Source organism: Galbitalea soli (assembly GCF_010686725.1).
GTDB classification, from domain to species: Bacteria; Actinomycetota; Actinomycetes; order Actinomycetales; family Microbacteriaceae; genus Galbitalea; species Galbitalea soli.
The window spans coordinates 1,013,053-1,037,093 of sequence record NZ_JAAGWZ010000001.1; the positions used below are offsets into that span (position 1 = coordinate 1,013,053).

The following is a 24,041-nucleotide window of genomic DNA, read 5'->3' on the forward strand; positions in this document are numbered from 1 at the left end:
GTAGGGTTCGAGGGTGACGGACACCGCGCTCAAACCGACCTGGCGCGGCTGGATCCACGCGGGCACCTTCCCGCTCGCGATCGTGCTGGGGATCATCCTGATCGCGGTCGCCGACGGAGCCGCCGCGAAGGCCAGCTCGGCGGTCTTCGTGCTCTGCTCCCTCCTGCTGTTCGGCAATTCGGCGCTCTATCACCGCTTCAATTGGAAGCCGACCACGAAGCGGCTGCTCAAGCGCATCGATCACGCGAACATCTTCCTGCTGATCGCGGGTTCGTACACACCGATCACCGTGCTCGGCCTGCCGGCGCCCAAGGCGGCGCTCCTCATGGCGCTCATCTGGGGCGGTGCCGGGCTGGGCATCCTGTTCCGCGTGTTCTGGATCGGGGCGCCGCGCTGGCTGTACGTGCCGCTCTACATCGCGCTCGGCTGGGGCGCGCTCGCCTACATCGTGGACTTCTTCCACGCGAACGCCGCGATGATGACGCTGATCCTCGTCGGCGGCCTCTTCTACACGGCCGGCGCGATCGTCTACGGGCTGAAGCGGCCCAATCCGCTGCCGGGCACCTTCGGCTTCCACGAGATCTTCCACTCGTTCACCCTGCTGGCGTTCCTGTGCCACTGGACGGGAATCCTGCTGATCGCACTGCACCCCGCGGTCTGATCGGGCGCGCGCGGGCCGTGAGCGGTCAGTCGGCCGCGGGGCCCTTCGGCGCGGCACCCGTGCGGGGCTCCCCCGCGGCCTCCGCCGCCTCCGCCTCGAGTTTCTGGCGGATCTCCTCGCGATAGCGCGAGCGGCGGATGCGCCGGGTCATGTCGAGCAGCAGCAGCACGGTGGCCGCGGCGACGAGGAAGGTGATGATGAACCCCACCACGCCGGGCGTGATGAGGTTGGGGTCGCCCGTGTAGTCGGGGAACGGCGTCGGGGTGGAGACGGCGGTCGGAAGCAGGCTCACTCGGGCTCCTCATCGTCGATGCCCGCGAACAGATCGGACTCGGGCAGCTGGGTCTCGACGTACGAGTGGACGAGCTGGAAGTCCTCGTAGGGCCACGCCTCCCGCTGCAGGTCGTTCGGCCAGAAGAAGAAGAAACTGTCGGCGGGCACCTGGCTCGCGTGCGCCCGCAGCGCCGCGTCGCGCACCTCGAAGAAGTCACCGACCGGCACGTGAGTCGTGGCCAGATCGGGCCGGTCGAGCCACCGCTTCATGTCCTCCAGCTGAGCGAGAAGGGGGCTCTCGGGCTCCCGCTCCACGAGCCGTTCGTACGTCGCGTTCATGCGCGGGCCGTTGAACACGCGGTCGTAATAGAGCTTGTGGATGCGCCACGCCGGTCCGGCATCCGGATAGCGCGTCGGGTCGGCGGCCGCCTCGCGGGCGTACACCGAGATCTCGTGGGTGCGGATGTGGTCGGGGTGCGGGTACCCGCCCTGCTCGTCGTAGGTCGTCATCACCTGGGGGCGGAATCGGCGGATGATCCGCACGAGCGGCTCGGCAGAGATCTCGAGCGGGATGCTCGCGAACGAGTTCACCGGCAGCGGCTCGCCCTCCCCCGGCATCCCCGAGTCCTCGTAGCCCAGCCAGACGTGGTCGATGTCGAGGAGCTCGCGGGCCCGGCCCATCTCGATCCGGCGCAAGCCGGGCAGGTCGCGTTCGGCGCGCACGCGCTCCTCGAGCTGATCGTTGAGGATGTCACCGCGCTGGCCGCCGGTGCAGCTGACGACGAGGACCTCGGCGCCCCGCGATCGATAGTAGGCGGAGGTCGCGGCTCCCTTGCTCGACTCATCGTCGGGGTGGGCGTGGACCGCCAGCAGGCGCAGTGTCACCGAACTCCTAGGGAAAAGCCAATAGCCTTGGGAGTCAAGACTAACCGCAGGAGTTCCCCGTGTCGGCAACCGACCTCGACCAGCGCTACGGGCGCACGAAGGGCCACTCCCGGCGAACCCGCTTCTGGGCGATCGGCACCGCCGCCGTCATCGTGCTCGTCTTCGGCGCGTGGGCGGTCTGGGCCGGACTCTTCCAGCCCACCGCGTCGATCGAGTCGACGGATGTCGGCAACTCCGCGGTCAGCGCCGACCAGATCCTCGTGCGCTGGGAGCTCTCGACCGACCCGGGCAGAACGGCCCGCTGCGCCGTCCAGGCGCTCAACCAGGACTTCGGCATCGTCGGGTGGAAGATCGTGGACGTACCGCCCGCCACGGTGCGGTCGCGCACGCTGAGCACCGTCGTACGCACCACCGAGCCGGCCGTCTCCGGCTTGATCTACCGCTGCTGGCTCCCTTAAGCTGGCGTATTCGTCCACGGATCCGCCCAGCAGGGCGGTCCTCTCTTCCGCACCGAACCCCGCTCTTCGAGGAGAACCATGTCTGACACCGGTGTTACCTGGTTGACCCAGGATGCCTTCGACCGTCTCACGGCCGAGCTCGAGCAGCTGAGCGTGGAGGGCCGCACCGAGATCGCCAAGAAGATCGAGGCGGCACGCGAGGAGGGCGACCTCAAGGAGAACGGCGGCTACCACGCCGCCAAGGAGGAGCAGGGCAAGATCGAGGCGCGCATCCGCGTGCTCACCCAGCTGCTGCGCAACGCGACCGTCGGCGACGCTCCCGAGAGCCACGGCATCGTGGAGCCGGGAACGGTCGTCACCGCGAAGATCCAGGGCGAGGAGTCGGTGTTCCTCATCGGCAACCGCGAGATGGCGGGCGGCAGCGACATCGACGTGTACAGCGAGGCGAGCCCGCTCGGCACCGCGATCATCGGCCTGGGGATCGGCGACAGCAAGTCGTACATCGCCCCCAACGGCCGCTCGATCTCGGTGGAGATCCTCAAGGTCGAGACCTACCAGCCCTAGGGCCCACCCGGCGGCGCCGTCCCGTTCAGAAGTCGACGCGGGGGTGGAACCCGTTCTCGCGGAGGTTGTGCAGCACGAGTTCGGCGTGCTCCGGGCCGCGGGTCTCGATGTGCAATTCCAGCTCGACCTCGCTGATCTGCAGGCCGGAGCCGTGCCGCGTGTGCAGCACCTCGACGACATTGGCGTTCGACTCGGCGACGATCTCGGCCGTGCGAGCGAGCTGCCCGGGGCGGTCGGGGAGCGGGATGCGCAGCTTGAGGTAGCGCTCGGAGGCGGCGAGCCCGTGGCTCACGATGCGCTCCATGATGAGCGGGTCGATGTTGCCGCCGCTGAGGATCGCGACGGTGACGCCCCGCGGCTGCACCTTGCCCGCCAGGATGGCGGCCACGCCCACGGCGCCGGCCGGCTCGACCACGAGCTTGGCGCGCTCGAGCAGCACGAGGAGGGCCTTCGCGATGTCGTCTTCGTCGACGGTGATGACCTCGTCGACCATGTCGCGGATGATCTCGAAGTTCAGCGTGCCGGGCTTCGCCACGGCGATGCCGTCGGCGATCGTCGGCGAGATCACGATCTCGGTCGGCTCGCCGTTGATGAGGGACTGCGGATACGCCGCCGCGTTCGCGGCCTGCACCCCGATGATGTGCACCTCGCGACCCAGCACCTCGGCGCGCTGCTTGACCGCGCTCGCGACGCCGGAGATGAGGCCGCCGCCGCCGATCGGCACGATGATCGTGTCGACCTCGGGCACCTGGTCGAGGATCTCGAGGCCGAGGGTGCCCTGCCCGGCCACGACGTCCGGGTGGTCGAAGGGGTGGATGAACTCCCCGCCGGTTTCCGCGGCGAACTCGGCCGCCGCCCGCAGCGTCACATCGACCGTGTGGCCGTGCAGCATGACGTCGGCGCCGTAGTCGCGGGTCGCGGAGAGCTTGGGCAGGGCGACACCGACGGGCATGAAGATGGTCGCGCGCATGCCGAGTTCACGGGCCGCGAAGGCGACCCCCTGCGCGTGGTTGCCCGCGGAGGCGGCGACGACACCGTGCGACCGGGCCTCCGCACTCAGATGGCTGAGTCGGTTGTAGGCGCCGCGGATCTTGTAGGAGCCGGTGCGCTGCAGGTTCTCGCACTTGAGCCACACCTCGGCGCCGAGCACCTCGGAGAGGTAGCGCGAGCTCTCCATCGGAGTGGTGTCGACGACGTCGGCGACGACGAGCCGCGCCGCCTCGAACTCCGCGAGGCTCGGGCCCGCTGCCGGATCATTCATCGCTGCTCACCACGTCCGCTACGAGGGCGACGTCGCGCGCCTCGGGATGAGGCAGCGTGCGCCATCGTCCGCTCGCGATGTATTTCACCATGACATTGACCACCGCGACGATCGGCACGGCGAACAGGGCTCCGGGGATGCCCGCGAGGAAGCCTCCCGCGGCGACCGCGAACACGACCGCGAGGCCGTGCACCTTCACCGCGGATCCCATGAGGAACGGCTGCAGCCCGTGCCCCTCGAGCTCCTGCACGCCGAGCACGACGGCGAGCATGATCACGGCCGCGATCGGGCCGTCGTACAGCAGCGCGACGATGACGGCGAGCGCCCCCGTGATCACCGCGCCCACCACCGGGATGAACGAGCCGAGGAAGACGGCGATCGCGATCGGGATGACGAGGGGGAAGCCGCCGAAGAAGAGGCCGACGACGAAGGCGCCGAGTCCGATGCCGATCGCGTCGACCGCCGCGACGAGGATCTGCGCCCGCACGAAGGCGGTGAGCGTCACCCATCCCGCGCGACCGGCGCCGTCGACGGCGGTCCGCGCTCGGTGCGGGAAGATTCGAACGATCCACCCCCAGATCGCGGCGCCGTCGATGAGGATGAAGATCGTGGCGAAGAGGGCGAGCAGGAACCCGGTGAGCACGTGCCCGAAGGTGGTGCCGATCGCGAGCGCCCCGCTCAGGATCGCGGCGCTGTCGGACTGGAGCGTCGAGCCGATCTGCGCCAGGTAACTGGAGAACTGGGCATCCGAGATCTGCAGCGGTGAGGTCTTGAGGAAGGTGCGGAAGTTGTCGAAGGCGGTGACGGTGCGCGCCTGGAGGTCGGGGTAGCCACTGCGCACCTGGGCGATCACGATGAAGAGGAGCCCGCCCACGATGAGAAGCGTGAGCACGAGCGGAACGACGATCGCGAGCCACCGCGGCCAGTTGTGACGCTGCAGGTACTGCTTGAAGGGCACGAGAAGGGCCGAGACAAGGATCGCGACCATGAACGGCACGACGATGTCTTTCAGGGTCGCGATGAGGTACCCGAACACGACGAGAACGCCGATCACGACGAGGATGCGCCACGACCACTGGCCCGCGATCTCGACGGGAACCGGAATCGCCTCTTCGATCGCTCGCTTGCGATCCGGACCGGTCAGGGGCTTCCTGCCGACCGCCGCCTGCGGCGACACCCGGGCTTTCCAGAGCTTCATCCGCTCAGTCTAGAACTCGGCCCGAGAGGCCGACTGATGGTATGCCCCGAGCCCCATACGTGCTACGGCAGCGGCGAGGCCGAGACGGCGTGCTGCCGGAGGCGCAGATGCACGGCCGCCCCGGTCTCCGGGCGATCGGCGACGTCGTGCTGGACCGACCACAGGGTGTCGTCATCGAGCCGCAGCTGCGTTCGCCGCACGCTCCCCAGGAAGCTCGTCGTGACGACGGTGGCGGGGATTCCCTCGTCGGCGAAGGCGATGTTCTCGGGGCGGATCAGGGCCATGACCGGTCCGTCCGGCTGGCTCGCGCCCAAGAGTGGCAGCTCGGTGCCGCGCACGTGCACCACGCCCTCGCGCAGTTCGCCGGGCACGCGGTTGCTGAGACCCACGAAGCCCGCCACGAAGGGTGTGATCGGGGTGGTGTAGAGCTCCTCCGGAGTGCCGATCTGCTCGATCGCGCCCGCGTTCATGACGGCGACCCGGTCGGCGACGGCGAGCGCCTCCTCCTGATCGTGTGTGACGAATAGGGTCGTGATGCCGAGCTCGGTCTGGATGCGCCGGATCTCGTCGCGCAGTTGCACGCGCACCTTCGCGTCCAGCGCCGAGAGGGGTTCGTCGAGCAGGAGCACGCGCGGGCGCGTGACGAGAGCGCGGGCGAGCGCGACCCGCTGCTGCTGGCCCCCGGAGAGCTGGTGCGCGTAACGGGCGCCGAGGTGGGCCAGGCCGACCATCTCGAGGGCCTCGGCGGCGCGACGGCGGCGGGCCCCGGCATCCACCCGGCGCATCCGCAGCCCGAACTCCACGTTCTGCAGCACGGTGAGGTGCGGGAAGAGCGAGTAGGCCTGGAACACCATGCCGAGATCGCGGCGATTGACCGGAACGGTCGCGACGTCCTCCCCGTCGATGAGGATGCGCCCCGCGGTCACCTGCTCGAGTCCGGCGAGGGTGCGGAGCACCGTCGTCTTGCCGCACCCCGACGGGCCGAGAAGCGCGACGAACTCGCCGGGCCGGAGGGTGAGGTCGACGCCGCCGAGGGCCCGGTGCCCCGCGAAGTCCTTGACCACGCCAACTAATTGCACCGTCGCGCCCTCCCGGGCGACGTAGGTGGCGGCCGTGTCGGTCGTGATGATGGCGGTCATGGGGTCCTCCGGGAGCGGCCGACGCTTCCGATTCGGCCGATGACGACGAGCAGGATGAAGGCGAAGACGAGGGCGACGACCGCGAAGATCACGGCGACGTAGGGGTCGGTCTGCTGGAGCAGGATCAGCGCGGTCTGGAAGGTGTTCTGGCTCAGGAACGAGGCGATCGTGAATTCGCCGAGCACGACGGCGATCGTGATGAACACCGAGGAGAGGATGCCCCGCCGCAGGTTCGGCACGATCACCCGCGTGAGCACGCTCCCCCACCCCGCGCCGAGCGAGCGGCCCGCCTCGCTCAGGATCACGACGTCGACCGAGGCGAGATTGGTGGCGATCGGCCGGTAGGCGTAGGGCAGCACGATGATCCCGATCGCGAATGCGAGGGTCCACGGCGAACTGCCGAACAATTGCGCGACCACCGAGTACACCGGCACGAATCCCACGACGAGCACGATGGAGGGGATCGTGATGGGCACGATGCAGACGAACTCGAGCACGCGCCGCAGGCTCGGGAACCGGAGCTCGACGAGGATCATCGTGGGCAGGAGCAGCAGGAGCACCATCGCGACGGTGAGGGCGCAGATCACGAGCGAGTTGCCGAGCCCCTGGAAGAGCTGATCGTAGTCGGCCTCGTTCGCGGGCTGCACGATGTCGAGATAGTGCTGGAATCCCAGTTTCTGCACACCGTGGCTGTCGGTCTGACCGATGCGCAGGCTGAACTGCACCATCGCGATGATCGGCACGACGAACACGAGACCGACGATCCCGAGGATGACCCCGCGCGCGGTCCGCGACGGCTCGGCGCCGTACCGCGCAGCGCTCACCGCTGCCACCGGGCGGCGCGCCGCTGCAGCAGCGAATACAGGCTCATGAGTGCGACCATGACGACGACCATCCCGAGCGCCAGCACCCCCGCGACGTTCGAGACGCCCACGACGGTCTCGCTCGTGAGCTGCTGCTTGATGCTGAGCGGAACGATGCCGCCCTGGTCGATGAGCGCCGCCGCGGTCGCATACGACGAGAAGGCGTTGGCGAAGAGGAGCACCACGCTCCCGAAGAAGGCGGGGGCGAGGATCGGCATGGCGATGCGAGTCCAGTAGCTGAGGCGGGTGCCGCCGAGGGTGGCGGTCGCCTCGCCCCAGGTCGGCTTGAGCCCCTCCATCGCGGGCATGAAGGTGAGGACCATGAGCGGCACCTGGAAGTAGGTGTAGGGGATCACGAGCCCCGGCACCGAGTAGAGGAAGGGCCCGTCGGCATTGATGTCGAGGTGGAAGGTGCTCACCAGCCAGACCGAGAGAAGCCCCTGGGCGCCGATGGTGGCGATGAAGGCGAAGGCGAGCATGACCCCGCCGAACTGCGCGAGCACGCTCGCGGCGGAGTCGACGGCGGTGCGGAGCATTCCGTCGGGCCGCGTGCCCAGCAGCGCGAAGCACACGAGTGCGCCGATGACCGCGCCCAGGACGGCGGTGACCGCCGAGACTCCGAACGAGGCGAGGAACGCCTGCTGGATGGTCGGGTCAGCGAGGGCCGCCAGGTTGCGCAGCGTCGGTTTTCCGCTCGCGTCGAGGAAGCCGCTCGCGACCGCGACGACCGCGGGCACGCCGAGGAACAGCACCACGTAGGCGGCGAACGGTGTGAGTCCCAGCCAGACCAGGCTGCGGCGCCGGGAGGGTGCCCCGGCGCCGCGCATGGTGGTGGCCGGCGCGGAGGTGGTCGCGGCGGTCATCATCGAGGGGGCGTTACTTGATGGCGGCGGCCCACCCGGAGGCGAGCAGGGTCGCCGCCTTGGTGGCCTGGTCGGCGGTCAGCTGCACGAGGTTGGCCGGCGCGGCGCCGACCTTGTCGAGCACGGTCTGGTCGACGGTCTTGTTCGCGACCATGGCGGCGAGCGTCGCCGGGTAGGCACCCGAGGCCAGGAAGAGGTTCTGCACCTCGGGGGTGTAGAGGTACTCCTCCCACAGCCGAGCGGCGGCGGGGTGCGGGGCGTCCACGTTGATGGCCTGGTTGTAGTAGCTGCCGACCGCGGTGCCCGGGAGGATCAGCGTCTTCCAGTTCTGGTTGGCCGAGGAGCCGCCCGCGGGACCCCAGGCGAGGTTGTTGTAGCTCCACTGGAAGACCACCGGGGTCTCGCCGGAGTTGACGGTCGCCTGCGTCGGCAGCACCGAGAGGAAGTTGCCCGCGGCCTTCAGCTTGTGGAAGAAGTCGATGCCGGGCTGGATGTCGTCGGCCGAGCCACCGCTCTGCAGCGCGGCGAGGTAGACCGCGCTCGCCGCCTCGTTCGCCTGCGTGGGGTTGCCCTTGATCGCGACCTTGCCCTTGTAGGCCGGGCCGAGCAGGTCGGTGAGCGAGGTGGGCGGGGTCGTGATCTTGCTCGAGTCGTAGCCGATCGACATGAGGCCCGTGTAGTCGTAGAACCAGGTGCCGTTGGGGTCCTTGTCGGCGTCCGGGATGTCGGCCCAGTTCGAGACCTTGTACGGCGCCATCAGGTCGAGGTTCTGGTTCAGCACCGCAGTGCCGATGTCGAAGACGTCGGGGGCCGTGGACTGGCCCTTCTGCGCCTTGGCGGCCGCGACCTCGTCGGCGCTCGACCCGTTGGGGTTCGCGGAGTTGATGTGGATCTTCGGGTACTTCTTCTCGAAGCCGGCGATGATCGCTCCGTAGTTGGCCCAGCTCGGCGGCAGGGTGATGACGTTGAGCTGGCCCTCCGCCTCCGCGGCCTTCACGAGGCCGTCGAGGCCGCCGAAGTCCTGCGCGCTGGTGGCCTTCTCGGCCGTGGCCTTCGAGATCGATCCGGCCTGAGCCGTCGTCGTGTTGCTGGATGCGCACGCGGTGAGCGAGATCGCAACGGCCGCGATGACGGCCACTCCGGCGAGGTGACGCGTGGTAATCAAGTGATCCTCCATGTGATCGACCTCGGTCGTCCGCGCTGTGGGGCGGACTGTCGGATCCCGGGGGTCGATCCACGAGTGAGCATGCGCGCGGAGTGTGACGCCGCGGGTGCACGCGGGTGAACGCCAGGCAAAGGCTCGCTGGCGAGTTGCCACCGGGCGGGGGCGCGGATGACCTCCCGCACCCGCTCGCACGGCCGGCCGCGGGCGGCTCAGCCGAGGCCGTCGAGCACGCGCTCCGCGAGGCCCAGGGAGATGGTCATCCCCACGCCCGAGGTCACGCTCACCGCGGTGACGCCCGGCGCCGCCTCGGCGACCAGGAACGGCTGGCGGGGACTGGACGCGTAGACCCCCTGCCAGCGCTCGACCACGCGCAGGCGACGCAGCCCCAGGAGCGCCACGATCTCGCTGAGCAGTCGCTCGCTCGTCGCCTCGTCCTGAAACGGGTGCATGGTGTCGGCATAGAAGTGGCTGTCGCCGACGATGAGCGTGCCGTCGGGGCGCTGGGTGAACATCACGTTCGCTCCGATCGCGATGAGCTCGGGGCTGCGTTCCCCGATCTCCCGCGCGAGTCGCGCGGCAGCGGGCGTCTCGGCGAACGCGGGGTAGCGCAGCATCGAGGTGCCGGTCAGCACCGCCGGCCGGATGACCGTCCCCTCCGGCACCGCGATCCGCGCCATCTGCAGCCCGCAGCGCTGCACCTCGTGCTCGGCCGCGAGCGCGGGGAACAGGTAATCCAGCTCGTGCCCCACGCTCACGAGCGTGCGAGCGGACCGGATTCTGCCGCGGCTGGTGCGTGCGACCCCGTCCTCCCCGCCCTGGTAGCTCGTCTGCCAGAGGAAGCGCACTCCGCGCCCGGCGAGCCACGCCGCGAGTCCCCCGACGGCCTCGCGCGGATCGACCCGGAGGTCGTCGCGCAGCCGGGCGCCGCCGATGATCCGCACGTCGGAGCGGTCGCCGAAGGTCTCCCGCACCTCCGCGGAGGAGAGCGGAACGACCTGCCCCACCTCGCGCGACGCCGAGAGCTGCTCGAGCACCTCGAGTTCGGTGCGGCTCCGCGCCACCGCGAGCGCGCCGGACTGGAGGGTCATGATTCCCGCGGCCCGCCCGTACTCCAGCCAGCGCTCGCGCGCGAGGAGGGCGAGCTCGAGCAGCTCCCCCGACTGCGCCGTGGTGCAGCAGTGGCCGAAGTTGCGCACCGAGGCGCCGACGGCGCGGGCATCCCGCTCGACGACGGTGACGCTGAGGCCCCGCCGGAGCGCGGCCGCCGCGAGCGCGAGGCCGACGATTCCCGCGCCGACGATGAGCAGGTCGGATTCTGCGATGTATTCGCTCACGCGGCCCACTCTGGCGAGCGCGAGCGCGCGGGGCAAGGCGCCGGGGGCGTCCGTCGCCCGATGTTCACCCCCGCGTCACCGCCCGGTTCGCCGCGCGAGCCCCGCGAGCGCGAGACTGGACCGGGCGTGGACCCGACCGGGGTTGAGCCGAGGCAGCAGGGTGCGAGGAGAGGTGCGGCGATTGATCCGCTTGGTGGCGCTCGACATGGCCGGTACGACGATCGACGACCACGGCGCCGTGTACCGCGCGCTGCAGAGCGCGGTCGAGGAGACGGGCGCAACGGTGCAGCCCCGTGACCTGCAGCGCTGGATGGGCACCGACAAGGTGCAGGCGATCGCCGCCCTGATGGAGGACGGCGGCGCAGCCCCAGACGTCGACACGGTCACCCGCGCCTTCCAGCGCTTCCGCGAGATCCTCGCCGGGCTGTACGCCGAGAATCCCCCGGTCGAGCTGCCGGGCGTGGCCGCGGCACTCGCGGAGCTGCGCGACCGCGGCGTTCGGATCGCGCTCACGACGGGCTTCGACGACGAGGTCGCCGCGCCCCTGCTCGCCTCCCTCGGCTGGACCGTCGGGACGGGGCCGGATGATCTGCTCGACGCCGTCGTCACCACCTCCGCTGTCGCAGCCGGCCGCCCCGCGCCCTACCTCATCCACCACGCGATGGAGGCGACCGGGATCACCGACGTGCGCGAGGTGCTCGCGGCGGGCGACACCGTGGTCGACGTGCAGGCGGCCCGCAACGCGGGCGTCGTCGCGGTCGGGGTGCTGTCGGGCGCCCTCGACGCCGAGGACTTCGCGGGCCACCCGCTCGACCACCTGCTGACCAGCGTCGCCGAGCTGCCGGGGCTGCTCGACCTCTCCTGAGGCGCGGCGCCGCCGGTGTCGGCACCGCTCGGTAGAGTCGCTGACGTGGTGGACAAGCTTTCCGCGGCGGCGGCGCGCCGGGTCGCGCTCGCGGCGCAGGGATTCGGTCGACCGCGCACCGCGACCGTCGGCACGCGGCAGCTCGCCCTCGCCGTCGAGCGCCTCGCTCTCCTGCAGATCGACTCGGTCAACGTCTTCGAGCGCAGCCACTACCTCCCGCTGTTCGCCCGACTGGGCGGATACGACAAATCGCTGCTCGACGCGATGACCTTCGGCCGCCGGGCGCGGTACACGGAGTACTGGGCGCACGTCGCGGCCTTCATCCCAACCGGCACCTGGCCGCTCTGGCGCTGGTACATGGCCGAGCGTCGCGCGAAGAGCCTTGGCAACCCCGACAGCTGGGCGGTCGCGAACGCGTCGATGCTCGACTGGTTGCGCGCCGAGCTCGCGGCGAAGGGCCCCCTGCGGTCGAGCGAGATCGAGCACGACGCCGGCCGTCGCACCGGCAGCTGGTGGGGCTGGTCGGACGTGAAGCTCGGCCTCGAGTACCTGTTCATGTGGGGCGAGGTGGTGCCGGCCGGGCGGCGCAACTTCGAGCGCGTGTACGGGCTCGCCGAACAGGTGCTGCCGCGCGAGATCCTGAACGCCGAGGTCGCCAAGACGGATGCGGTGCGCGAGCTCGTGCGGCGGTCATCCCTCGCGCACGGCATCGGCACCGTCGGCGACCTCGCCGATTACCACCGGCTCAAGGTGGAGGCGACGAAGAGCGCCCTGCGCGACCTCGTCGACGGCGGCGAGGTGCTGCCGGTGACGGTCGACGGCTGGGAGCGCGGCGGACGACCGCTGCCGGCGTTCCTGCACCGCGACGCCGCGATGCCCCGGCGCCTGGCCGCGACCGCGTTGCTCTCGCCCTTCGACCCGGTCGTCTGGGAGCGCGAGCGCGCGCTTCGGATGTTCGACTTCCACTACCGCATCGAGATCTACACCCCGGCGGCCCAGCGCCGCTTCGGCTACTACACGCTGCCCGTGCTCGTCGACGACACGATTCCCGCGCGCATCGACCTCAAGAGCGATCGGCAGCGCGGAGTGCTGCGCGTGCAGTCGGCCTGGCGCGAGGAGGGCGCGCCCGGAGGAGACGAGGCACGCATCGCCCAACTGCTGCGGGAGACGGCCGAGTGGCAGGGGCTGGGCGGCGTCGAGGTCGTCGCGCGCGGCACGCTGGCCCCGGCGCTCGCGGCCGAACTCGGCGTCACCCCGGTGGTGCCCGCGAGCTAGAAGCTGCCGCCCATCTTGTCGAGCCGGGCGATCCGGTCGGCGATCGGCGGGTGCGTGCTGAAGAGCTTCTCGATCATGCCCGGCTTGTTCGGGTCGGCGATCCACATGTGGGCCATCGACGAGTTCTGGCGCCGCACCGGTCGGCCGTACTCGCCCAGCTTCTTGAGGGCGCTCTCGAGCTCGCCCGGGTTGCGGGTCGTCATGGCGCTCGTCGCGTCGGCGAGGTACTCGCGCTGGCGCGAGATGGCCGCCTGGATGATCGCCGCGACGATCGGCGAGATGATGAGCGCCACGATCCCGATGACGAGCACGATCGGGTTGCCACCGCCCCCGCCGCCATTGTTGTTGTTGTCGCGGTTGTTGCCACCGAAGCCGCCGAAGAAGCTCAGTCGCAGCGCGACATCGGCGATGAAACCGATCGCGACAACGAGACCGAAGACGAGGGTGGAGACGCGGATGTCGTAGTTCTGCACGTGCCCCATCTCGTGGGCCATCACGCCCTCGAGCTCGTCGTCGTCCATGATCTCGAGGATCCCGGTGGTGGCGGCGACCACCGCGTGCTTGGGGTCGCGCCCGGTCGCGAAGGCGTTCGGCGCCGGATCGTTGATGATGTAGACCTTGGGCATGGGCATGCCCGTCGTGATCGCGAGGTTCTCGACGATGCGGTACAGCCGGGGGTTGTCGGCCTTCTGGATGGGCATGGCGCCGGTGATGGCGAGCGCCTGCGACGCCGCGGCGAAGTACTGGATGAGGGTGTACAGCCCCGCACCGATGACCACGAAGATGAAGATCGAGTAGTCGCCGTAGCGACCGCCGCCCCAGAGGTAGTTCACCGCGAAGCCGATCGCCGCCACGATCACCAGGAACAGCGAGATGATCAGCACGGTGTTGCGCTTGTTGGCGGCGATGGCCCTATACATTCAGTTCTCGCTCGGTGTCGGGGTGACTGGGTGTCGGGGTGAGTGGCTGTCGATGTGACTGGGTGCGGGGGTGAGTGCTGCGGGGACGGGTCGTCGGGAACGCACCCGACGGAGTCGTCGACCCGATCAGAACTGAACCCGCGGCGGCTCGGCGATCGCGGCGGAGTCGGCCACCTCGAAGAAGTCGCGCGCGGTGAAGCCGAGACGCTTGGCGAAGACGTTGTTGGGGAAGATCTTGATCTTCGTGTTCAGCTCACGCACTCCGCCGTTGTAGAAGCGCCGGGCGGCCTGGATCTTGTCCTCGGTGTCGACGAGCTCGCCCTGCAGCTGCAGGAAGTTCTGGCTGGCCTGCAACTGCGGGTACGCCTCGGCGACGGCGAAGATGCTCTTGAGGGCGCTCTGCATCTGGTTCTCGGCGGCGGAGGCCTGCGCGGGGGTCGTGGCCGACAGAGTCGCCGCGCGCGCCTGGGTCACGGCCTCGAAGACGCCGCTCTCGTGGGTCGCGTAGCCCTTGACGGTGTTGACGAGGTTGGGGATCAGATCCGCCCGCCGCTTCAACTGCACCGTGATGTCGCTCCACGCCTCGTCCACCCGCACGCCCAGGGTCACCAGGGAGTTGTAGGTCGACCAGAGGTAGATGCCGACGATGACGATCAGCACGACGATGACGCCGACGACGATGAGGGTTTCCATGCCTAGAACTATAAAGGAGCAGGCCTCGGCTCTCACCCGCTGCACGCGAAGCTCAAAGCCAACTCCCGGCGTGCGCACGGACCCGGGCGCCGGCGTGGGGCCGAGCGCGGAGTGTCGCGCCCGTTGACACGACCGTCCGGAAGGTCGAGCATTCGTGACATGACGAGCAGCGACGCCGCGATCGAGACCACGACGCTCCGCGTGCGTCGGGGCGGCGTGGAGGTGCTGCACGGCGTGGAACTGCGGGTGCCTCCGGGGCAGCTCGTCGGACTCCTCGGCCCGAGCGGCAGCGGCAAGTCGACGCTCATGCGCGCGATCGTCGGCGCCCAGCGCATCGACGGCGGCGAGGTGCGCGTGCTCGGGGAGCGCGCGGGCTCCCCCGCTCTCCGGCGCCGGGTGGGCTACGTCACCCAGGCACCCAGCGTCTACGACGACCTGACCGTCGCGCAGAACCTCGCCTACTTCGCGCGGATCCTGGGCGCACCCCGCAGCGATGTCGCGCGCGTGCTCGACGAGGTGGACCTCGCACCCCTCGCGGGCCGTCTCGTGTCGCGGTTGAGCGGCGGGCAGCTGACTCGCGTGTCGCTGGGCATCGCCCTTCTCGGCTCGCCCCGACTCCTCGTGCTCGACGAACCGACCGTCGGCCTCGACCCGGTGCTGCGCCGTGACCTGTGGCGACTCTTCGCGCGACTCGCGGCGAGCGGGGTGAGCCTCCTCGTGAGCAGCCACGTGATGGACGAGGCCCGGCGGTGCGACCGGATCGTCCTGCTCTATCAGGGCAGCGTTCTGGCCGATCTCACACCCGAGGAGCTGCTCCGCTCGACGGGCACGACCGACGCCGACGACGCCTTCCTCGCCCTCGTCGCGGGAGCCGGGCGATGAACGGGCGCCGCACCATCGCCACGACCGTGCGCGTGCTCACGCAGGTGCGGCACGATCCCCGCACGATCGCTCTGCTCCTGCTCGTGCCCAGCCTGCTGATCGGGCTCATGTCGTGGATCTTCTCGGGCACGTCGGTGTTCGAGGTGGTCGGCCCCGCGCTGCTCGGCCTGTTCCCCTTCACGGTCATGTTCCTCATCACGAGCATCACGACGCTCCGCGAGCGACGCGGCGGCACGCTCGAGCGACTGATGACGATGCCGATGGGGCGAGCGGACTTCATCCTCGGCTACGCCCTGGCCTTTGGCCTCATCGCCGTGGTCCAGGCGCTCATCGCCGTCGGCTACGCGGTCTGGGTCTGCGGTCTCACGGTCGCGGGCGATCCCTGGCTGCTCGTGCTCGTGGCCGTCGTGAACGCCCTGTTGGGCACCACCCTCGGCCTCTTCGTCAGCGCCTTCGCACGCACCGAGTTCCAGGTCGTGCAGTTCATGCCGGCACTCGTCTTCCCGCAGATCCTGCTCGGCGGCATCTTCATCCCGCGCGACCGGATGCCGGATGTGCTGCGCATCATCTCCGACTGGCTCCCGCTCTCGCACTCCATCGCCGCGCTCCAGAAGGTGGCGGCCGACGCGAACAGCACCTCGGAGGTGCTCGGGGAGCTCGCGATCGTCGGCTGGTTCGCGCTCGCGTTCGTGGTGCTGGCCTCGATCACCCTGCGACGTCAGACGCGGTAGCCGCGCGACGCCCTGAGAGAATGGGGCAATGCCCTCCGCCGCTGACCTCATCACCTCCCTCACCGCGACCGTTCCCGACTTTCCCAAGCCGGGCATCCTGTTTCGCGACCTCACGCCCGTCTTCGCGAACGGCGAGGCCCTGCGGGTGGTGACCGACGCTCTCGTGGAGCCTTTTCGCGGAGAGGTCGACGCGGTCGCGGGCGTGGAGGCGCGCGGCTTCGTGCTGGCGGCCGCGGCGGCCTACGCCCTCGGGGTCGGAATGCTGATCATCCGCAAGCCGGGCAAACTCCCGCGCCCGCACCTGTCGCAGTCGTACGACCTCGAGTACGGCAGCGCCACGCTCGAACTGCAGCCGGATGACCTTCCCCCCGCCTCGCGCGTGCTGGTGCTCGACGACCTGCTCGCGACCGGCGGCACGCTCAGCGCCGCGATCGACCTGGTGCAGCGGGCGAACTGGACGGTCGCCGGAGTCAGCGTGGTGCTGGAGCTCGAGGGCCTTGGCGGGCGCGCGGTTCTCGCCGGGCACACCGTCCGCTCGCTCGTCACGCTGTAACCCGCCACCGCCTCGCACGGCGCGGGGTCGGTTCAGGGGCCGAGAACGCGGTTCAGGTAGGGGTTGGCGAAGCGCCGCTCGGGGTCGAGTCGGTCGCGGACGGCCGCGAACTCGGCGAGCCGCGGGTACACCGTCTCGAGCGAGGCGCGATCCCGGTAGTGCAGTTTGCCCCAGTGCGGGCGACCGCCGTGGCCGATCATGATCTCCTCCACCCCGCGGAAGTACTCCTCGGGGTCCTCCCGCCAGGAGCGATGCACGGCGATGTACCCGCTCGCGCGCCCGGCGGCGGTCGAGAGGATCAGCTCGTCGGCGGCCGCCGCGCGCACTTCCACGGGAAAGGAGATGCGCCAGCCGCGGCGCTCGATGAGGGCGCGGATCTCGCGCAGGGCATCCGGCACCTCGGCCACCGGGATCGCGTACTCCATCTCGCGGAACCGCACGCGCCGGTCGGTGACGAAAACGCGGGTCGAGAGATCGGTGAAGCCGCGATTGCCGGTGAGCCGCGCTGAGATCCGGTTGATCGGGGGCACGAGGGCTGGAACGGCGCGTCCGAGGGCGACCGTGCCGCCGAACAACCCGTTGGCCATCAGCTCGTCATCGACCCAGCGCCGCGCGCGGCCGAGCGGAGCGCGCGGGGCATCCACGGGCAGACGCGTGTTGGTCTTGGTGAGGGCGACCTCGGTGTGCGGGAACCAGTAGAACTCGAAGTGGTCGGCCCCGGCGACGCGGTCGCCCCACTCCTCCAGCACGGTCCCGAGCCGCTCGGGGCGCTCGACCGCGTTCAGCAGGAAGGCGGGGACGCACTCGACGGTCAGCTCGACGACGACGCCGAGCGCGCCGAGCCCGAGGGCCACCGCGGGCAGCAGTTCCGCGTTCTCGGTGGCACTCACCCGCAGGAACTCGCCCGTGCCGGTCACGATCGTCGCGGCGCGGATCTGCGTGGACAGGCCGCCGAAGGCCGCCCCCGTGCCGTGCGTGCCCGTGGAGGTGGCGCCCGCGATCGTCTGGCGGTCGATGTCGCCCATGTTGGCGAGCGCGAGCCCGTATGGGGCGAGCAGGCTCTCGAGCTCCCAGAGGTGGGTGCCCGCGGCCAGGGTGACGAGGGCACCCTCCACCGCACGGACGCCGCGGAGACCGGAGAGATCGAGGCGGAGGCCGTCGGTCGCCCCGATGGCGGTGAAGCTGTGGCCCGCGCCGATCGCTTTGACGGTCATCCCCCGGTCGGCGGCGAGGCGCACGAGCTGCTGCACCTCGTCCACCGTGGTGGGACGCGCGACGGCGGCGGGCCGGCTGCTCGCACTGCGCCCCCAGTTGGTCCACGGCTCAGCCGGACCGAGCTCGACGCTCACAGGAACACCTTCCCCTCGCCGCGATAAGTCGGCAGCGTCTCGGTGACGCGGCCGCCCTCGACCACCGCGAACGACAGCAGGTGCTCGCTGAGCTCCCCCGCCTTCGTGTGGCGCAGGAACACGCGATCGCCCAGCCGGAGCGATGCCGCGCCGCGACCCCGCAGCGGTGTCTGCACCTCGCCCGCCATCTCCTGCGGGAGCAGTTCGAGGCCCAGCGGCCAGGCGAGCTGCGGCTGGCGATCGGCGGTGGGCGGGCCCGAGGCGATCCAGCCGCCGCCGAGCAGTGTCGCCATCGCGGGTTCGGGCTTGCGCACGACGGAGAGCGCGAAGGCGGCCGCGGGCGCGGGTTGGAAGTGCGCGTACTGGTCGAAGAGGTGCGGGCCGAACAGCCCGCTCCCCGCGGCGATCTCGGTGACGCTCGGGTCGGCGGCCGTGCTCTCGAGCGATCCCGTACCGCCCCCGTTCACGAACTCGAGCTCGGCGACCTGGCGCACCGCGGCGACCGTCTCGCCCCGGCGGGCGCGCAGCTCGCGCATCGAGCGCGACTGCAGGGCGCGGATGATCGTGCCCCGCACGCGCGACGCGGGCCGGTTCGCCAGCCCCGCGATCTGCGCCTCGTACGCCATGAGCCCGACCAGCGCGAAGCCGGGGCGCCGGGCGACCTCCTCGGCGAGAGCGCGCACCTGCGCGGGCGCGTGCAGCGGGGACCGGTGGACCCCGATGTGGCCGACCGGGCCGTCCCAGGAGGCGTCGAGCTCGATCGCGACGCGGATCGCGGGGCGCGCTCGCGGCGGGACGATCGCGTCGACGAGGTCGAGGTGGGCGACGGAGTCGATCATGAGGGTCACGCGCGCGGCGAGCCGGTCATCCCGGGCGAGGGCCGCGATCGCCGCGCGGTCGACCGTGGGGTAGCCGACGACGACGTCGTCGATCGTCTCCGCGAGCCAGAGCGCCTCGGGCAGGGTGTAGGCGAGCACGCCCGCGTAGCCGGGGAGCGCGAGGACCGCGTCGAGCACCCCGCGAACGCGCACCGACTTGCTCGCCACCCGGATCGGGGTGCCGGCCGCGCGGCGCAGCATGTCGAAGGCGTTGTGCGCGAGCGCCTCCGCGCAGAGCACTCCGACCGGGGTCTCGAGCCCGTGCGTCGCGTCGGCGAGCATCGGCCAGTACTCCCGAGGGCTGGTCCACGGAGTGGCGGTCGGGGGAACCAGCTGCATGGGAGTCGCTCGGTGGCCGTCGGCTACTTGACGCTCTTGATGGGAGCCATGGCGAGGCCCCCGAGCACGGCGGCGATCGCGGAGGCGACGAACAGGGCGGCGAAACCGCTCGACTGGGTGGCGGTGTCGGCCGCCGCACCGACGCCCACCGAGGTGTTCTCGGTCGAGAACCAGAGCACGATGAAGGCACCGAGGAGCGGGCCGACGGCCTGCGGCACCGCGGTCGCGATGTTCATGATGCCGAGGTCCTTGCCGCGGGAGTGCGCGTCGGGCAGCACCTGCGTGGCGAGGGCCTGGTCGACCGACATGTAGCAGCCGTAGCCGAACCCGAGCAGGCCCGCGGCGATGAAGGCGATGTTGATGTCCTGCACGAAGGCGAGGAGAAGGGCGGCGAGCGCCTGGAGGTAGGCGGAGACGTAGACGAACACCTTGCGGCGGCCGATGGCGTCGCTGAGGCGCCCGAAGCCGAGGGCCGCGACGATGAAGAAGACGAGGTAGATGCCCGTGAGCACCAGGAGGTTGCCCTGGGCACCATCGGCCGTCTCGTGCAGCCCGTACTGCAGGAAGTAGAGCAGCAGAGTGGTGCCGAGGGCGTTGCCGAGGTTGACGAGGATGCGGCCCAGCAGGGTCCAGCCGAAGTCCGGGTGGCGCAGCGGGTTGATCCAGAAGCCCTGCAGCAGGATCAGCAGGCTGAACCGCGGGCGAAGCTCGGGGCGCAGCGGTTGGTCGGGAACCGTGAGCACGAAGGGAAGCACGAGCACGACGACCAGGATCGCGACGAGCAGGTATCCCACCACCTGAGTGAGCGCCAGGACCACGACGAGCAGGAGACCGAGGATGGTGCCGATCGCCTGCGGGGCCGAGATCCAGCCGGAGACGAAGCCGCGCTGGTTGACGGGCACCTGATCGGAGATCGTCGCGGTGATGGAGGCGGTGACCACGCAGAATCCGATGATCGCGAGCGACCAGAACACCCCGATGCCGACGATGGAATCCTGTGCCCCAAGGATCGCGAGGGCGGCCGCGAAGAGCACGGTGCCGCCGAGGATCCACGGGCGGCGGCGGCCGAACCGCGAGGTCGTGCGGTCGGAGAGCGCACCGGTGAGCGGGTAGGCGATGAGGGCGCAGGCGCCCGCGATGCCCGAGATGATCCCGAAGGCCACGACGGCGTAGACCCAGTCGTTGCCGGCGGCGGCGTGGATGGCCGTGCTCATGCTGCGGGCGAGGCCGGGGACCTTCTCGACCTGGGTCGGCAGGAGCAGCTGAATCGGGGTGAGCTGCGCCATCCAGATTCCGAGCCAGGCGGTCGCGAAGAGGGCGATCCAGCCTCCCCCCACCCGGCGCGTCGGCTCGGCGAAGGGCGAGCGGGTCACGGGCGTTGCGGATGACGTCATTGCTGGCTCCTAAGCGGTGACGCGATCGGCATCCTGGGCTGCGGGATGAGTGAGGCGGAGTGGTGCGCCCAGTGTAATAGTGAAGCCGTTTCGCAATTGACTTTCTTGGCGTGTCTCTACAACGCGACTATACAAATCCCCCGAGCCACAGCCCGAGTGCCCCCGCCGCAACCGCCAGGACGAGCACGCCGAACAGGTTCAGCGCCCCCGCCGCGTACCGCCGCGCCTGAATGAGGCGCACCGACTCCACGCTCGCCGTGCTGAAGGTGGTGTAGCCGCCCATGAGGCCGGTGCCGAGCACGAGCTCCCAGCCGGGCGGCAGGGCGCCGTGGCCGAGGAGTCCGGCGACGAAGCCGAGCACGAGCGATCCGGAGACGTTGATCAGGGCGGTGCCCACGGGAAACCCGGCGGGCCAGCGCGACCGCACCAGACCGTCGACGAAGAAGCGCAGCGCGGCCCCGACGCCGCCGGCGACGGCGATGCCGAGGAAGAGGAGGGGGGTCATCCGCGCTCCCCCGTCGAGCGGGCGGGTTGGTTCGACGGTGCGGCGACCCGGGCGCGCCGATGCCACGCACCACCGATCACGATCCCCAGCGTGGTGGCCAGGGCACCGAGGATGACCGAGCCCAGCGCATAGCCGAGCCCCACCGCCGCGCGCCCCTCCCCGAGCAGCCCGGCGGTCGTCACCGCGAGGGTGCTGTACGTGGTGAACCCGCCGAGCACCCCGGTGCCCACGAAGAGGCGGATCGCGCGGCGGCGCCCCTCGTCGGGCCCGCTCCGCACGAGGGCCTCGAGCAGCACGCCGAGGGCGAGGGCGCCGAGCAGGTTGATGCCCACGATGACGACCGCGACGCCGTCGATCGCCGGCACCAGGAGGCTGAGGAGTTCACGAAGCGCGGTGCCGAGGGCGCCGCCGACGGCCACGAGAGCGAGAAACCGCTTGTGCCGGTGGACCGGCCGACTCACTCTTCTCCCCACGTCAGCTCGGTGTCGACCGGCTTCAGCGGGATCACGACGACGGGACGGTGCTGGCGGTGCGCGAGGTGCAGCGCGGTCGAGCCGTTGAAGAACTCGCGCGCGGATCCACGCAGGCCCGCCTCCCGCGTGCCGACGACGATCATGTGCGCGCCGAGACGGTCGGCGAGGCGACCGAGGGCGTGCGCCGGGTCGCCCGCGAGCTCGCGCGTCGACCAGCGCACGGGCAGCGGGTCGAGGAGTCGCGTGAGCTGGTCGAGCACGCCCTGCGGGATGCCTCGGTCGCTCGTGTCGGAGAAATCCGGGTCGAGTGGGAGTGAGACGACCGAGCCGTCGGGGTTCTCGGAGACGCGGTACCGGCTGCCGTCGACCCAGGCGCAGACGAGCTCGGCGTCGAAGTGCCCGGCGAAGACCGCCGCGCGCTGAACGACCGCGTCGGGCTGGCCCGGTGTCACACCGACGACGATCACGGACGCGTGCGGGCTGGTCATGGGTCTCCTCGACGACAGAGCGCTCCCCTCATTCTGGCACGCGGCTCACGGCGGCGACAGGCGCGCGGGGCGTCACATGCTGTTCACCGATGGTTCACTTCGCTAGAGTTGTCGCGCGTCGCCACTCACTGGAGAGTGGAACCAACGACGAAGGGAGGCCGTACCATGCAGGGATCATCCACGATCACCCGCACCCGCCGGCCCGCCCTCGATGCGCGCGGAAGCCGCAGCTCGGCCGGTGACGGCGACAGCGACCTGCCCATGATCGCCGTGATCCTGTTCGCCATGACCGTGAGCGTGGGCGGACTCATCGTCATCACGCTCTCCCACTCCATCGTCGAGACCGTGCTCGCGAGCGTCATCAGCGTGTGCGCGGGCGCTCTCGCCGTCTTCGGCGTTCGCGACCTCAGCCGCCGGCCGAACGAGCCGCGGCAGCGGCGCCGCTGACCCGGGAGACGGGCGCTCCGCGCGGTCGCCCCGTGCTCGCGGCAGCACCTCACCGCGGGCTTCCGCAGCCGTGAGTTCTTTGTTACTCCCGCGTCGCTGAACGCGCGCCCCCGGGAAACATCGTGGCCCTAGCGTCACTGTCATCCGCATTCCCCTCACGCAAGGAGAAGTTCGATGACCACGACAGAGACCGCTCCGCCCGTCGCCCTCGTCGACGAGGCCCCCGCCCCATCCCTTCACTACCGCGCCCACAACTGGATCGACGGCTGGGACCCCGAGAACGCCGCGCAGTGGCAGCACGAGGGAGCCCGGATCGCGGCGCGCAACCTGCGCTGGTCGATCTTCGCCGAGTTCCTCGGCTTCATCGTCTGGCAGCTGTGGAGCATCGTCGTCGTCTCGCTCCCGAAGGCCGGCTTCACCTTCGACACCGGCCAGATCTTCTGGCTCATCTCGATGCCGAGCCTCATCGGCGCGACCCTGCGCTTCCCCTACACCTTCATGGTGCCCCGCTTCGGCGGGCGCAACTGGACGATCGTGTCGAGCCTGCTGCTGCTCATCCCCGCTGTCGGACTGGGCTTCGCGGTGAGCAACCCGGCGACGCCGTTCGGGGTCATGCTGTTCATCGCGGCGCTCGCCGGATTCGGCGGCGGCAACTTCGCGAGCTCGATGGCCAACATCACCTCGTTCTACCCCCAGTCCCGCAAGGGCTGGGCGCTCGGGCTCAACGCCGCGGGCGGAAACCTGGGCGCCTCGGTGGCCCAGCTGGTGGTGCCCATCGTGATCACGGTGGGGGCGGCGGGCTCGCTGAACCTGCCGCTGGCCGGGTGGATCTGGGTGCCGTTCATCCTGCTCGCCGCCTTCGGCGCGTCGAAGTACATGAACAACCTGTCGAACACGAAGGCCGACGTCGCCAGCTCGCTCGCGGCGCTGCGGGAGCCGCACCTCTGGATCCTCGCCTTCCTGTACGTGGGCACCTTCGGCTCGTTCATCGGCTTCTCGGGCGTGTTCCCCAAGCTCATCGCCGACCAGTTCCCGAGCTTCTCCACCTTCGCGGTCGGCGCCTCCACGCTCTCGCTCGCCTTCCTCGGCTCGCTCGTCGGCTCGGTCGCCCGACCGTTCGGGGGTCGCCTCGCCGACCGCTTCGGCGGCGCGCTCGTGACCATGAGCGCCTTCGTGGTGATGGGGCTCGGCGCCCTCGCGGTCATCGGCACCCTCCCGCTCGGCAACTTCTGGATCTTCCTGGGCTGTTTCCTCGTGCTCTTCGCCGCGGCGGGCATCGGCAACGGCTCGACCTACCGGATGATCCCCACCGTGTTCGCGCTGCGCGCCGGTTCGCACGACCCGCACACGCACGCCGGCGACGTCAGCGCGCGCCGCAAGACCTCGGCCGCGCTCGGCATCATCTCCTCGGTGGGCGCCTACGGCGGATTCGTCATCCCGCAGCTGCTCGGGCTCTCGAAGACCGGCTTCGGCAACTACACGACCGCGCTCGGATGGTTCGTGATGGCCTACGCGGTCATGCTCGCCGTGACCGGAGTGTTCTACCTCCGCCGCACCTCGACCGGCCGTCGCGTCTGAGCCGGCG

The 24,041-nt window shown here is 70.4% G+C and carries 27 protein-coding genes; 10 read left to right on the top strand and 17 right to left on the bottom strand.

Annotated features, from left to right (window positions below; genetic code table 11):
* Positions 1-13: 13 nt before the first annotated feature.
* Positions 14-661: a PAQR family membrane homeostasis protein TrhA gene (gene trhA, locus G3T37_RS04750; RefSeq protein WP_163472285.1), complete on the top strand. Its 648-nt coding sequence runs from the start codon at positions 14-16 to the stop codon at positions 659-661.
* 25 nt (positions 662-686) lie between these two features.
* Here the strand turns inward: trhA and G3T37_RS04755 are convergent, their stop codons facing one another.
* Positions 687-953, bottom strand: a complete 267-nt coding sequence (locus G3T37_RS04755; RefSeq protein WP_163472286.1) for a hypothetical protein — start codon at positions 951-953, stop codon at positions 687-689.
* Positions 950-1,819: a mycothiol conjugate amidase Mca gene (gene mca, locus G3T37_RS04760; RefSeq protein WP_174247730.1), complete on the bottom strand. Its 870-nt coding sequence runs from the start codon at positions 1,817-1,819 to the stop codon at positions 950-952. The genes G3T37_RS04755 and mca overlap by 4 nt, the downstream gene beginning before the upstream one ends.
* Positions 1,820-1,878: 59 nt before the next feature.
* On the opposite strand from mca, the gene G3T37_RS04765 reads away from it, so the two are divergent.
* A complete protein-coding gene (locus tag G3T37_RS04765) occupies positions 1,879-2,277 on the top strand; it encodes a DUF4307 domain-containing protein (RefSeq protein ID WP_163472287.1) in 399 nt (132 codons plus the stop codon).
* Positions 2,278-2,355: 78 nt separating this feature from the next.
* Positions 2,356-2,841, top strand: coding sequence for a transcription elongation factor GreA (gene greA / locus G3T37_RS04770; RefSeq protein ID WP_163472288.1), 486 nt, complete (start codon positions 2,356-2,358; stop codon positions 2,839-2,841).
* Between the two features lie 25 nt (positions 2,842-2,866).
* On the opposite strand, the gene ilvA is transcribed toward greA, so the two are convergent.
* The 7 genes from ilvA to G3T37_RS04805 all read right to left on the bottom strand — a co-directional run bounded on the left by ilvA (position 2,867) and on the right by G3T37_RS04805 (position 10,664).
* Complete coding sequence (ilvA, locus tag G3T37_RS04775) at positions 2,867-4,102, bottom strand: threonine ammonia-lyase (protein WP_163472289.1); 1,236 nt, start codon at positions 4,100-4,102, stop codon at positions 2,867-2,869.
* Positions 4,095-5,300, bottom strand: coding sequence for an AI-2E family transporter (locus G3T37_RS04780; protein ID WP_163472290.1), 1,206 nt, complete (start codon positions 5,298-5,300; stop codon positions 4,095-4,097). The genes ilvA and G3T37_RS04780 overlap by 8 nt, the downstream gene beginning before the upstream one ends.
* A 62-nt stretch (positions 5,301-5,362) precedes the next feature.
* On the bottom strand, positions 5,363-6,439 hold the full coding sequence (locus G3T37_RS04785) for an ABC transporter ATP-binding protein (protein WP_163472291.1): 1,077 nt from the start codon (positions 6,437-6,439) through the stop codon (positions 5,363-5,365).
* Positions 6,436-7,263 carry an ABC transporter permease gene (locus G3T37_RS04790; protein ID WP_338401181.1) on the bottom strand — a complete coding sequence of 276 codons (828 nt, stop codon included), beginning with the start codon at positions 7,261-7,263 and terminating at the stop codon, positions 6,436-6,438. The genes G3T37_RS04785 and G3T37_RS04790 overlap by 4 nt, the downstream gene beginning before the upstream one ends.
* Positions 7,260-8,165: an ABC transporter permease gene (locus tag G3T37_RS04795; RefSeq protein WP_422110971.1), complete on the bottom strand. Its 906-nt coding sequence runs from the start codon at positions 8,163-8,165 to the stop codon at positions 7,260-7,262. The genes G3T37_RS04790 and G3T37_RS04795 overlap by 4 nt, the downstream gene beginning before the upstream one ends.
* Before the next feature lie 13 nt (positions 8,166-8,178).
* Complete coding sequence (locus G3T37_RS04800; protein ID WP_163472292.1) at positions 8,179-9,330, bottom strand: ABC transporter substrate-binding protein; 1,152 nt, start codon at positions 9,328-9,330, stop codon at positions 8,179-8,181.
* Positions 9,331-9,539: 209 nt separating this feature from the next.
* On the bottom strand, positions 9,540-10,664 hold the full coding sequence (locus G3T37_RS04805; RefSeq protein ID WP_338401183.1) for a TIGR03364 family FAD-dependent oxidoreductase: 1,125 nt from the start codon (positions 10,662-10,664) through the stop codon (positions 9,540-9,542).
* A gap of 181 nt (positions 10,665-10,845) precedes the next feature.
* On the opposite strand from G3T37_RS04805, the gene G3T37_RS04810 reads away from it, so the two are divergent.
* Positions 10,846-11,529, top strand: a complete 684-nt coding sequence (locus tag G3T37_RS04810; protein ID WP_163472293.1) for a phosphonatase-like hydrolase — start codon at positions 10,846-10,848, stop codon at positions 11,527-11,529.
* A gap of 45 nt (positions 11,530-11,574) precedes the next feature.
* Entirely contained in the window at positions 11,575-12,804 is a 1,230-nt protein-coding gene (locus G3T37_RS04815; protein ID WP_163472294.1) for a DNA glycosylase AlkZ-like family protein, read from the top strand.
* On the opposite strand, the gene G3T37_RS04820 is transcribed toward G3T37_RS04815, so the two are convergent.
* Positions 12,801-13,724, bottom strand: a complete 924-nt coding sequence (locus tag G3T37_RS04820) for a M48 family metalloprotease (RefSeq protein WP_163472295.1) — start codon at positions 13,722-13,724, stop codon at positions 12,801-12,803. The two genes, G3T37_RS04815 and G3T37_RS04820, sit on opposite strands and share 4 nt — an antisense overlap.
* A gap of 126 nt (positions 13,725-13,850) precedes the next feature.
* Positions 13,851-14,417 carry a LemA family protein gene (locus G3T37_RS04825; RefSeq protein ID WP_163472296.1) on the bottom strand — a complete coding sequence of 189 codons (567 nt, stop codon included), beginning with the start codon at positions 14,415-14,417 and terminating at the stop codon, positions 13,851-13,853.
* Between the two features lie 159 nt (positions 14,418-14,576).
* Here G3T37_RS04825 and G3T37_RS04830 point away from each other — a divergent pair, with 159 nt between their 5' ends.
* The 3 genes from G3T37_RS04830 to G3T37_RS04840 are packed head-to-tail and all read left to right on the top strand — an operon-like array spanning position 14,577 to position 16,583.
* Positions 14,577-15,299: an ABC transporter ATP-binding protein gene (locus G3T37_RS04830; RefSeq protein ID WP_163472297.1), complete on the top strand. Its 723-nt coding sequence runs from the start codon at positions 14,577-14,579 to the stop codon at positions 15,297-15,299.
* Positions 15,296-16,030 carry an ABC transporter permease gene (locus G3T37_RS04835; RefSeq protein WP_163472298.1) on the top strand — a complete coding sequence of 245 codons (735 nt, stop codon included), beginning with the start codon at positions 15,296-15,298 and terminating at the stop codon, positions 16,028-16,030. The genes G3T37_RS04830 and G3T37_RS04835 overlap by 4 nt, the downstream gene beginning before the upstream one ends.
* 28 nt (positions 16,031-16,058) lie before the next feature.
* On the top strand, positions 16,059-16,583 hold the full coding sequence (locus tag G3T37_RS04840; RefSeq protein WP_163472299.1) for an adenine phosphoribosyltransferase: 525 nt from the start codon (positions 16,059-16,061) through the stop codon (positions 16,581-16,583).
* A 32-nt stretch (positions 16,584-16,615) separates the two neighbouring features.
* Here the strand turns inward: G3T37_RS04840 and G3T37_RS04845 are convergent, their stop codons facing one another.
* The 6 genes from G3T37_RS04845 to G3T37_RS14795 form a co-directional block, all read right to left on the bottom strand.
* Positions 16,616-17,932, bottom strand: a complete 1,317-nt coding sequence (locus tag G3T37_RS04845; RefSeq protein ID WP_163472300.1) for a D-arabinono-1,4-lactone oxidase — start codon at positions 17,930-17,932, stop codon at positions 16,616-16,618.
* A complete protein-coding gene (locus G3T37_RS04850; RefSeq protein ID WP_163472301.1) occupies positions 17,929-19,149 on the bottom strand; it encodes an alanine racemase in 1,221 nt (406 codons plus the stop codon). The genes G3T37_RS04845 and G3T37_RS04850 overlap by 4 nt, the downstream gene beginning before the upstream one ends.
* 23 nt (positions 19,150-19,172) lie before the next feature.
* Positions 19,173-20,543, bottom strand: coding sequence for an MFS transporter (locus G3T37_RS04855; RefSeq protein ID WP_163472302.1), 1,371 nt, complete (start codon positions 20,541-20,543; stop codon positions 19,173-19,175).
* Between the two features lie 127 nt (positions 20,544-20,670).
* Positions 20,671-21,048 (bottom strand): fluoride efflux transporter CrcB, encoded by a 378-nt coding sequence (gene crcB, locus G3T37_RS04860; RefSeq protein WP_163472303.1) that lies wholly within the window; start codon positions 21,046-21,048, stop codon positions 20,671-20,673.
* The gene (locus G3T37_RS14790) at positions 21,045-21,509 is read right to left on the bottom strand and encodes a CrcB family protein (RefSeq protein WP_163472304.1); all 465 of its coding nucleotides are present in this window, start codon (positions 21,507-21,509) and stop codon (positions 21,045-21,047) included. Before G3T37_RS14790 ends, crcB begins: the two co-directional genes overlap by 4 nt.
* Positions 21,506-22,009, bottom strand: coding sequence for a universal stress protein (locus G3T37_RS14795; protein WP_163472305.1), 504 nt, complete (start codon positions 22,007-22,009; stop codon positions 21,506-21,508). The genes G3T37_RS14790 and G3T37_RS14795 overlap by 4 nt, the downstream gene beginning before the upstream one ends.
* A 165-nt stretch (positions 22,010-22,174) precedes the next feature.
* Between G3T37_RS14795 and G3T37_RS04875 the strand changes: the two genes are divergently transcribed.
* The gene (locus G3T37_RS04875) at positions 22,175-22,456 is read left to right on the top strand and encodes a hypothetical protein (RefSeq protein ID WP_163472306.1); all 282 of its coding nucleotides are present in this window, start codon (positions 22,175-22,177) and stop codon (positions 22,454-22,456) included.
* Positions 22,457-22,630: 174 nt separating this feature from the next.
* On the top strand, positions 22,631-24,034 hold the full coding sequence (locus tag G3T37_RS04880; RefSeq protein WP_163472307.1) for an MFS transporter: 1,404 nt from the start codon (positions 22,631-22,633) through the stop codon (positions 24,032-24,034).
* The last annotated feature ends 7 nt before the right edge of the window (positions 24,035-24,041 follow it).

What these genes read in the sequence shown, in the direction of transcription:
- G3T37_RS04835 (WP_163472298.1), top strand. Translation starts at nt 15,296, where the DNA reads ATGAACGGGCGCCGCACCATCGCCACGACCGTGCGCGTGCTCACGCAG.
- G3T37_RS04850 (WP_163472301.1), bottom strand. Translation starts at nt 19,149, where the DNA reads ATGCAGCTGGTTCCCCCGACCGCCACTCCGTGGACCAGCCCTCGGGAG.
- G3T37_RS04830 (WP_163472297.1), top strand. Translation starts at nt 14,577, where the DNA reads ATGACGAGCAGCGACGCCGCGATCGAGACCACGACGCTCCGCGTGCGT.
- G3T37_RS04840 (WP_163472299.1), top strand. Translation starts at nt 16,059, where the DNA reads ATGCCCTCCGCCGCTGACCTCATCACCTCCCTCACCGCGACCGTTCCC.
- ilvA (WP_163472289.1), bottom strand. Translation starts at nt 4,102, where the DNA reads ATGAATGATCCGGCAGCGGGCCCGAGCCTCGCGGAGTTCGAGGCGGCG.
- G3T37_RS04795 (WP_422110971.1), bottom strand. Translation starts at nt 8,165, where the DNA reads ATGACCGCCGCGACCACCTCCGCGCCGGCCACCACCATGCGCGGCGCC.
- crcB (WP_163472303.1), bottom strand. Translation starts at nt 21,048, where the DNA reads ATGACCCCCCTCCTCTTCCTCGGCATCGCCGTCGCCGGCGGCGTCGGG.
- G3T37_RS04855 (WP_163472302.1), bottom strand. Translation starts at nt 20,543, where the DNA reads ATGACGTCATCCGCAACGCCCGTGACCCGCTCGCCCTTCGCCGAGCCG.
- greA (WP_163472288.1), top strand. Translation starts at nt 2,356, where the DNA reads ATGTCTGACACCGGTGTTACCTGGTTGACCCAGGATGCCTTCGACCGT.
- G3T37_RS04780 (WP_163472290.1), bottom strand. Translation starts at nt 5,300, where the DNA reads ATGAAGCTCTGGAAAGCCCGGGTGTCGCCGCAGGCGGCGGTCGGCAGG.
- G3T37_RS04880 (WP_163472307.1), top strand. Translation starts at nt 22,631, where the DNA reads ATGACCACGACAGAGACCGCTCCGCCCGTCGCCCTCGTCGACGAGGCC.
- G3T37_RS04825 (WP_163472296.1), bottom strand. Translation starts at nt 14,417, where the DNA reads ATGGAAACCCTCATCGTCGTCGGCGTCATCGTCGTGCTGATCGTCATC.
- G3T37_RS04875 (WP_163472306.1), top strand. Translation starts at nt 22,175, where the DNA reads ATGCAGGGATCATCCACGATCACCCGCACCCGCCGGCCCGCCCTCGAT.
- G3T37_RS04820 (WP_163472295.1), bottom strand. Translation starts at nt 13,724, where the DNA reads ATGTATAGGGCCATCGCCGCCAACAAGCGCAACACCGTGCTGATCATC.
- G3T37_RS04785 (WP_163472291.1), bottom strand. Translation starts at nt 6,439, where the DNA reads ATGACCGCCATCATCACGACCGACACGGCCGCCACCTACGTCGCCCGG.
- G3T37_RS14795 (WP_163472305.1), bottom strand. Translation starts at nt 22,009, where the DNA reads ATGACCAGCCCGCACGCGTCCGTGATCGTCGTCGGTGTGACACCGGGC.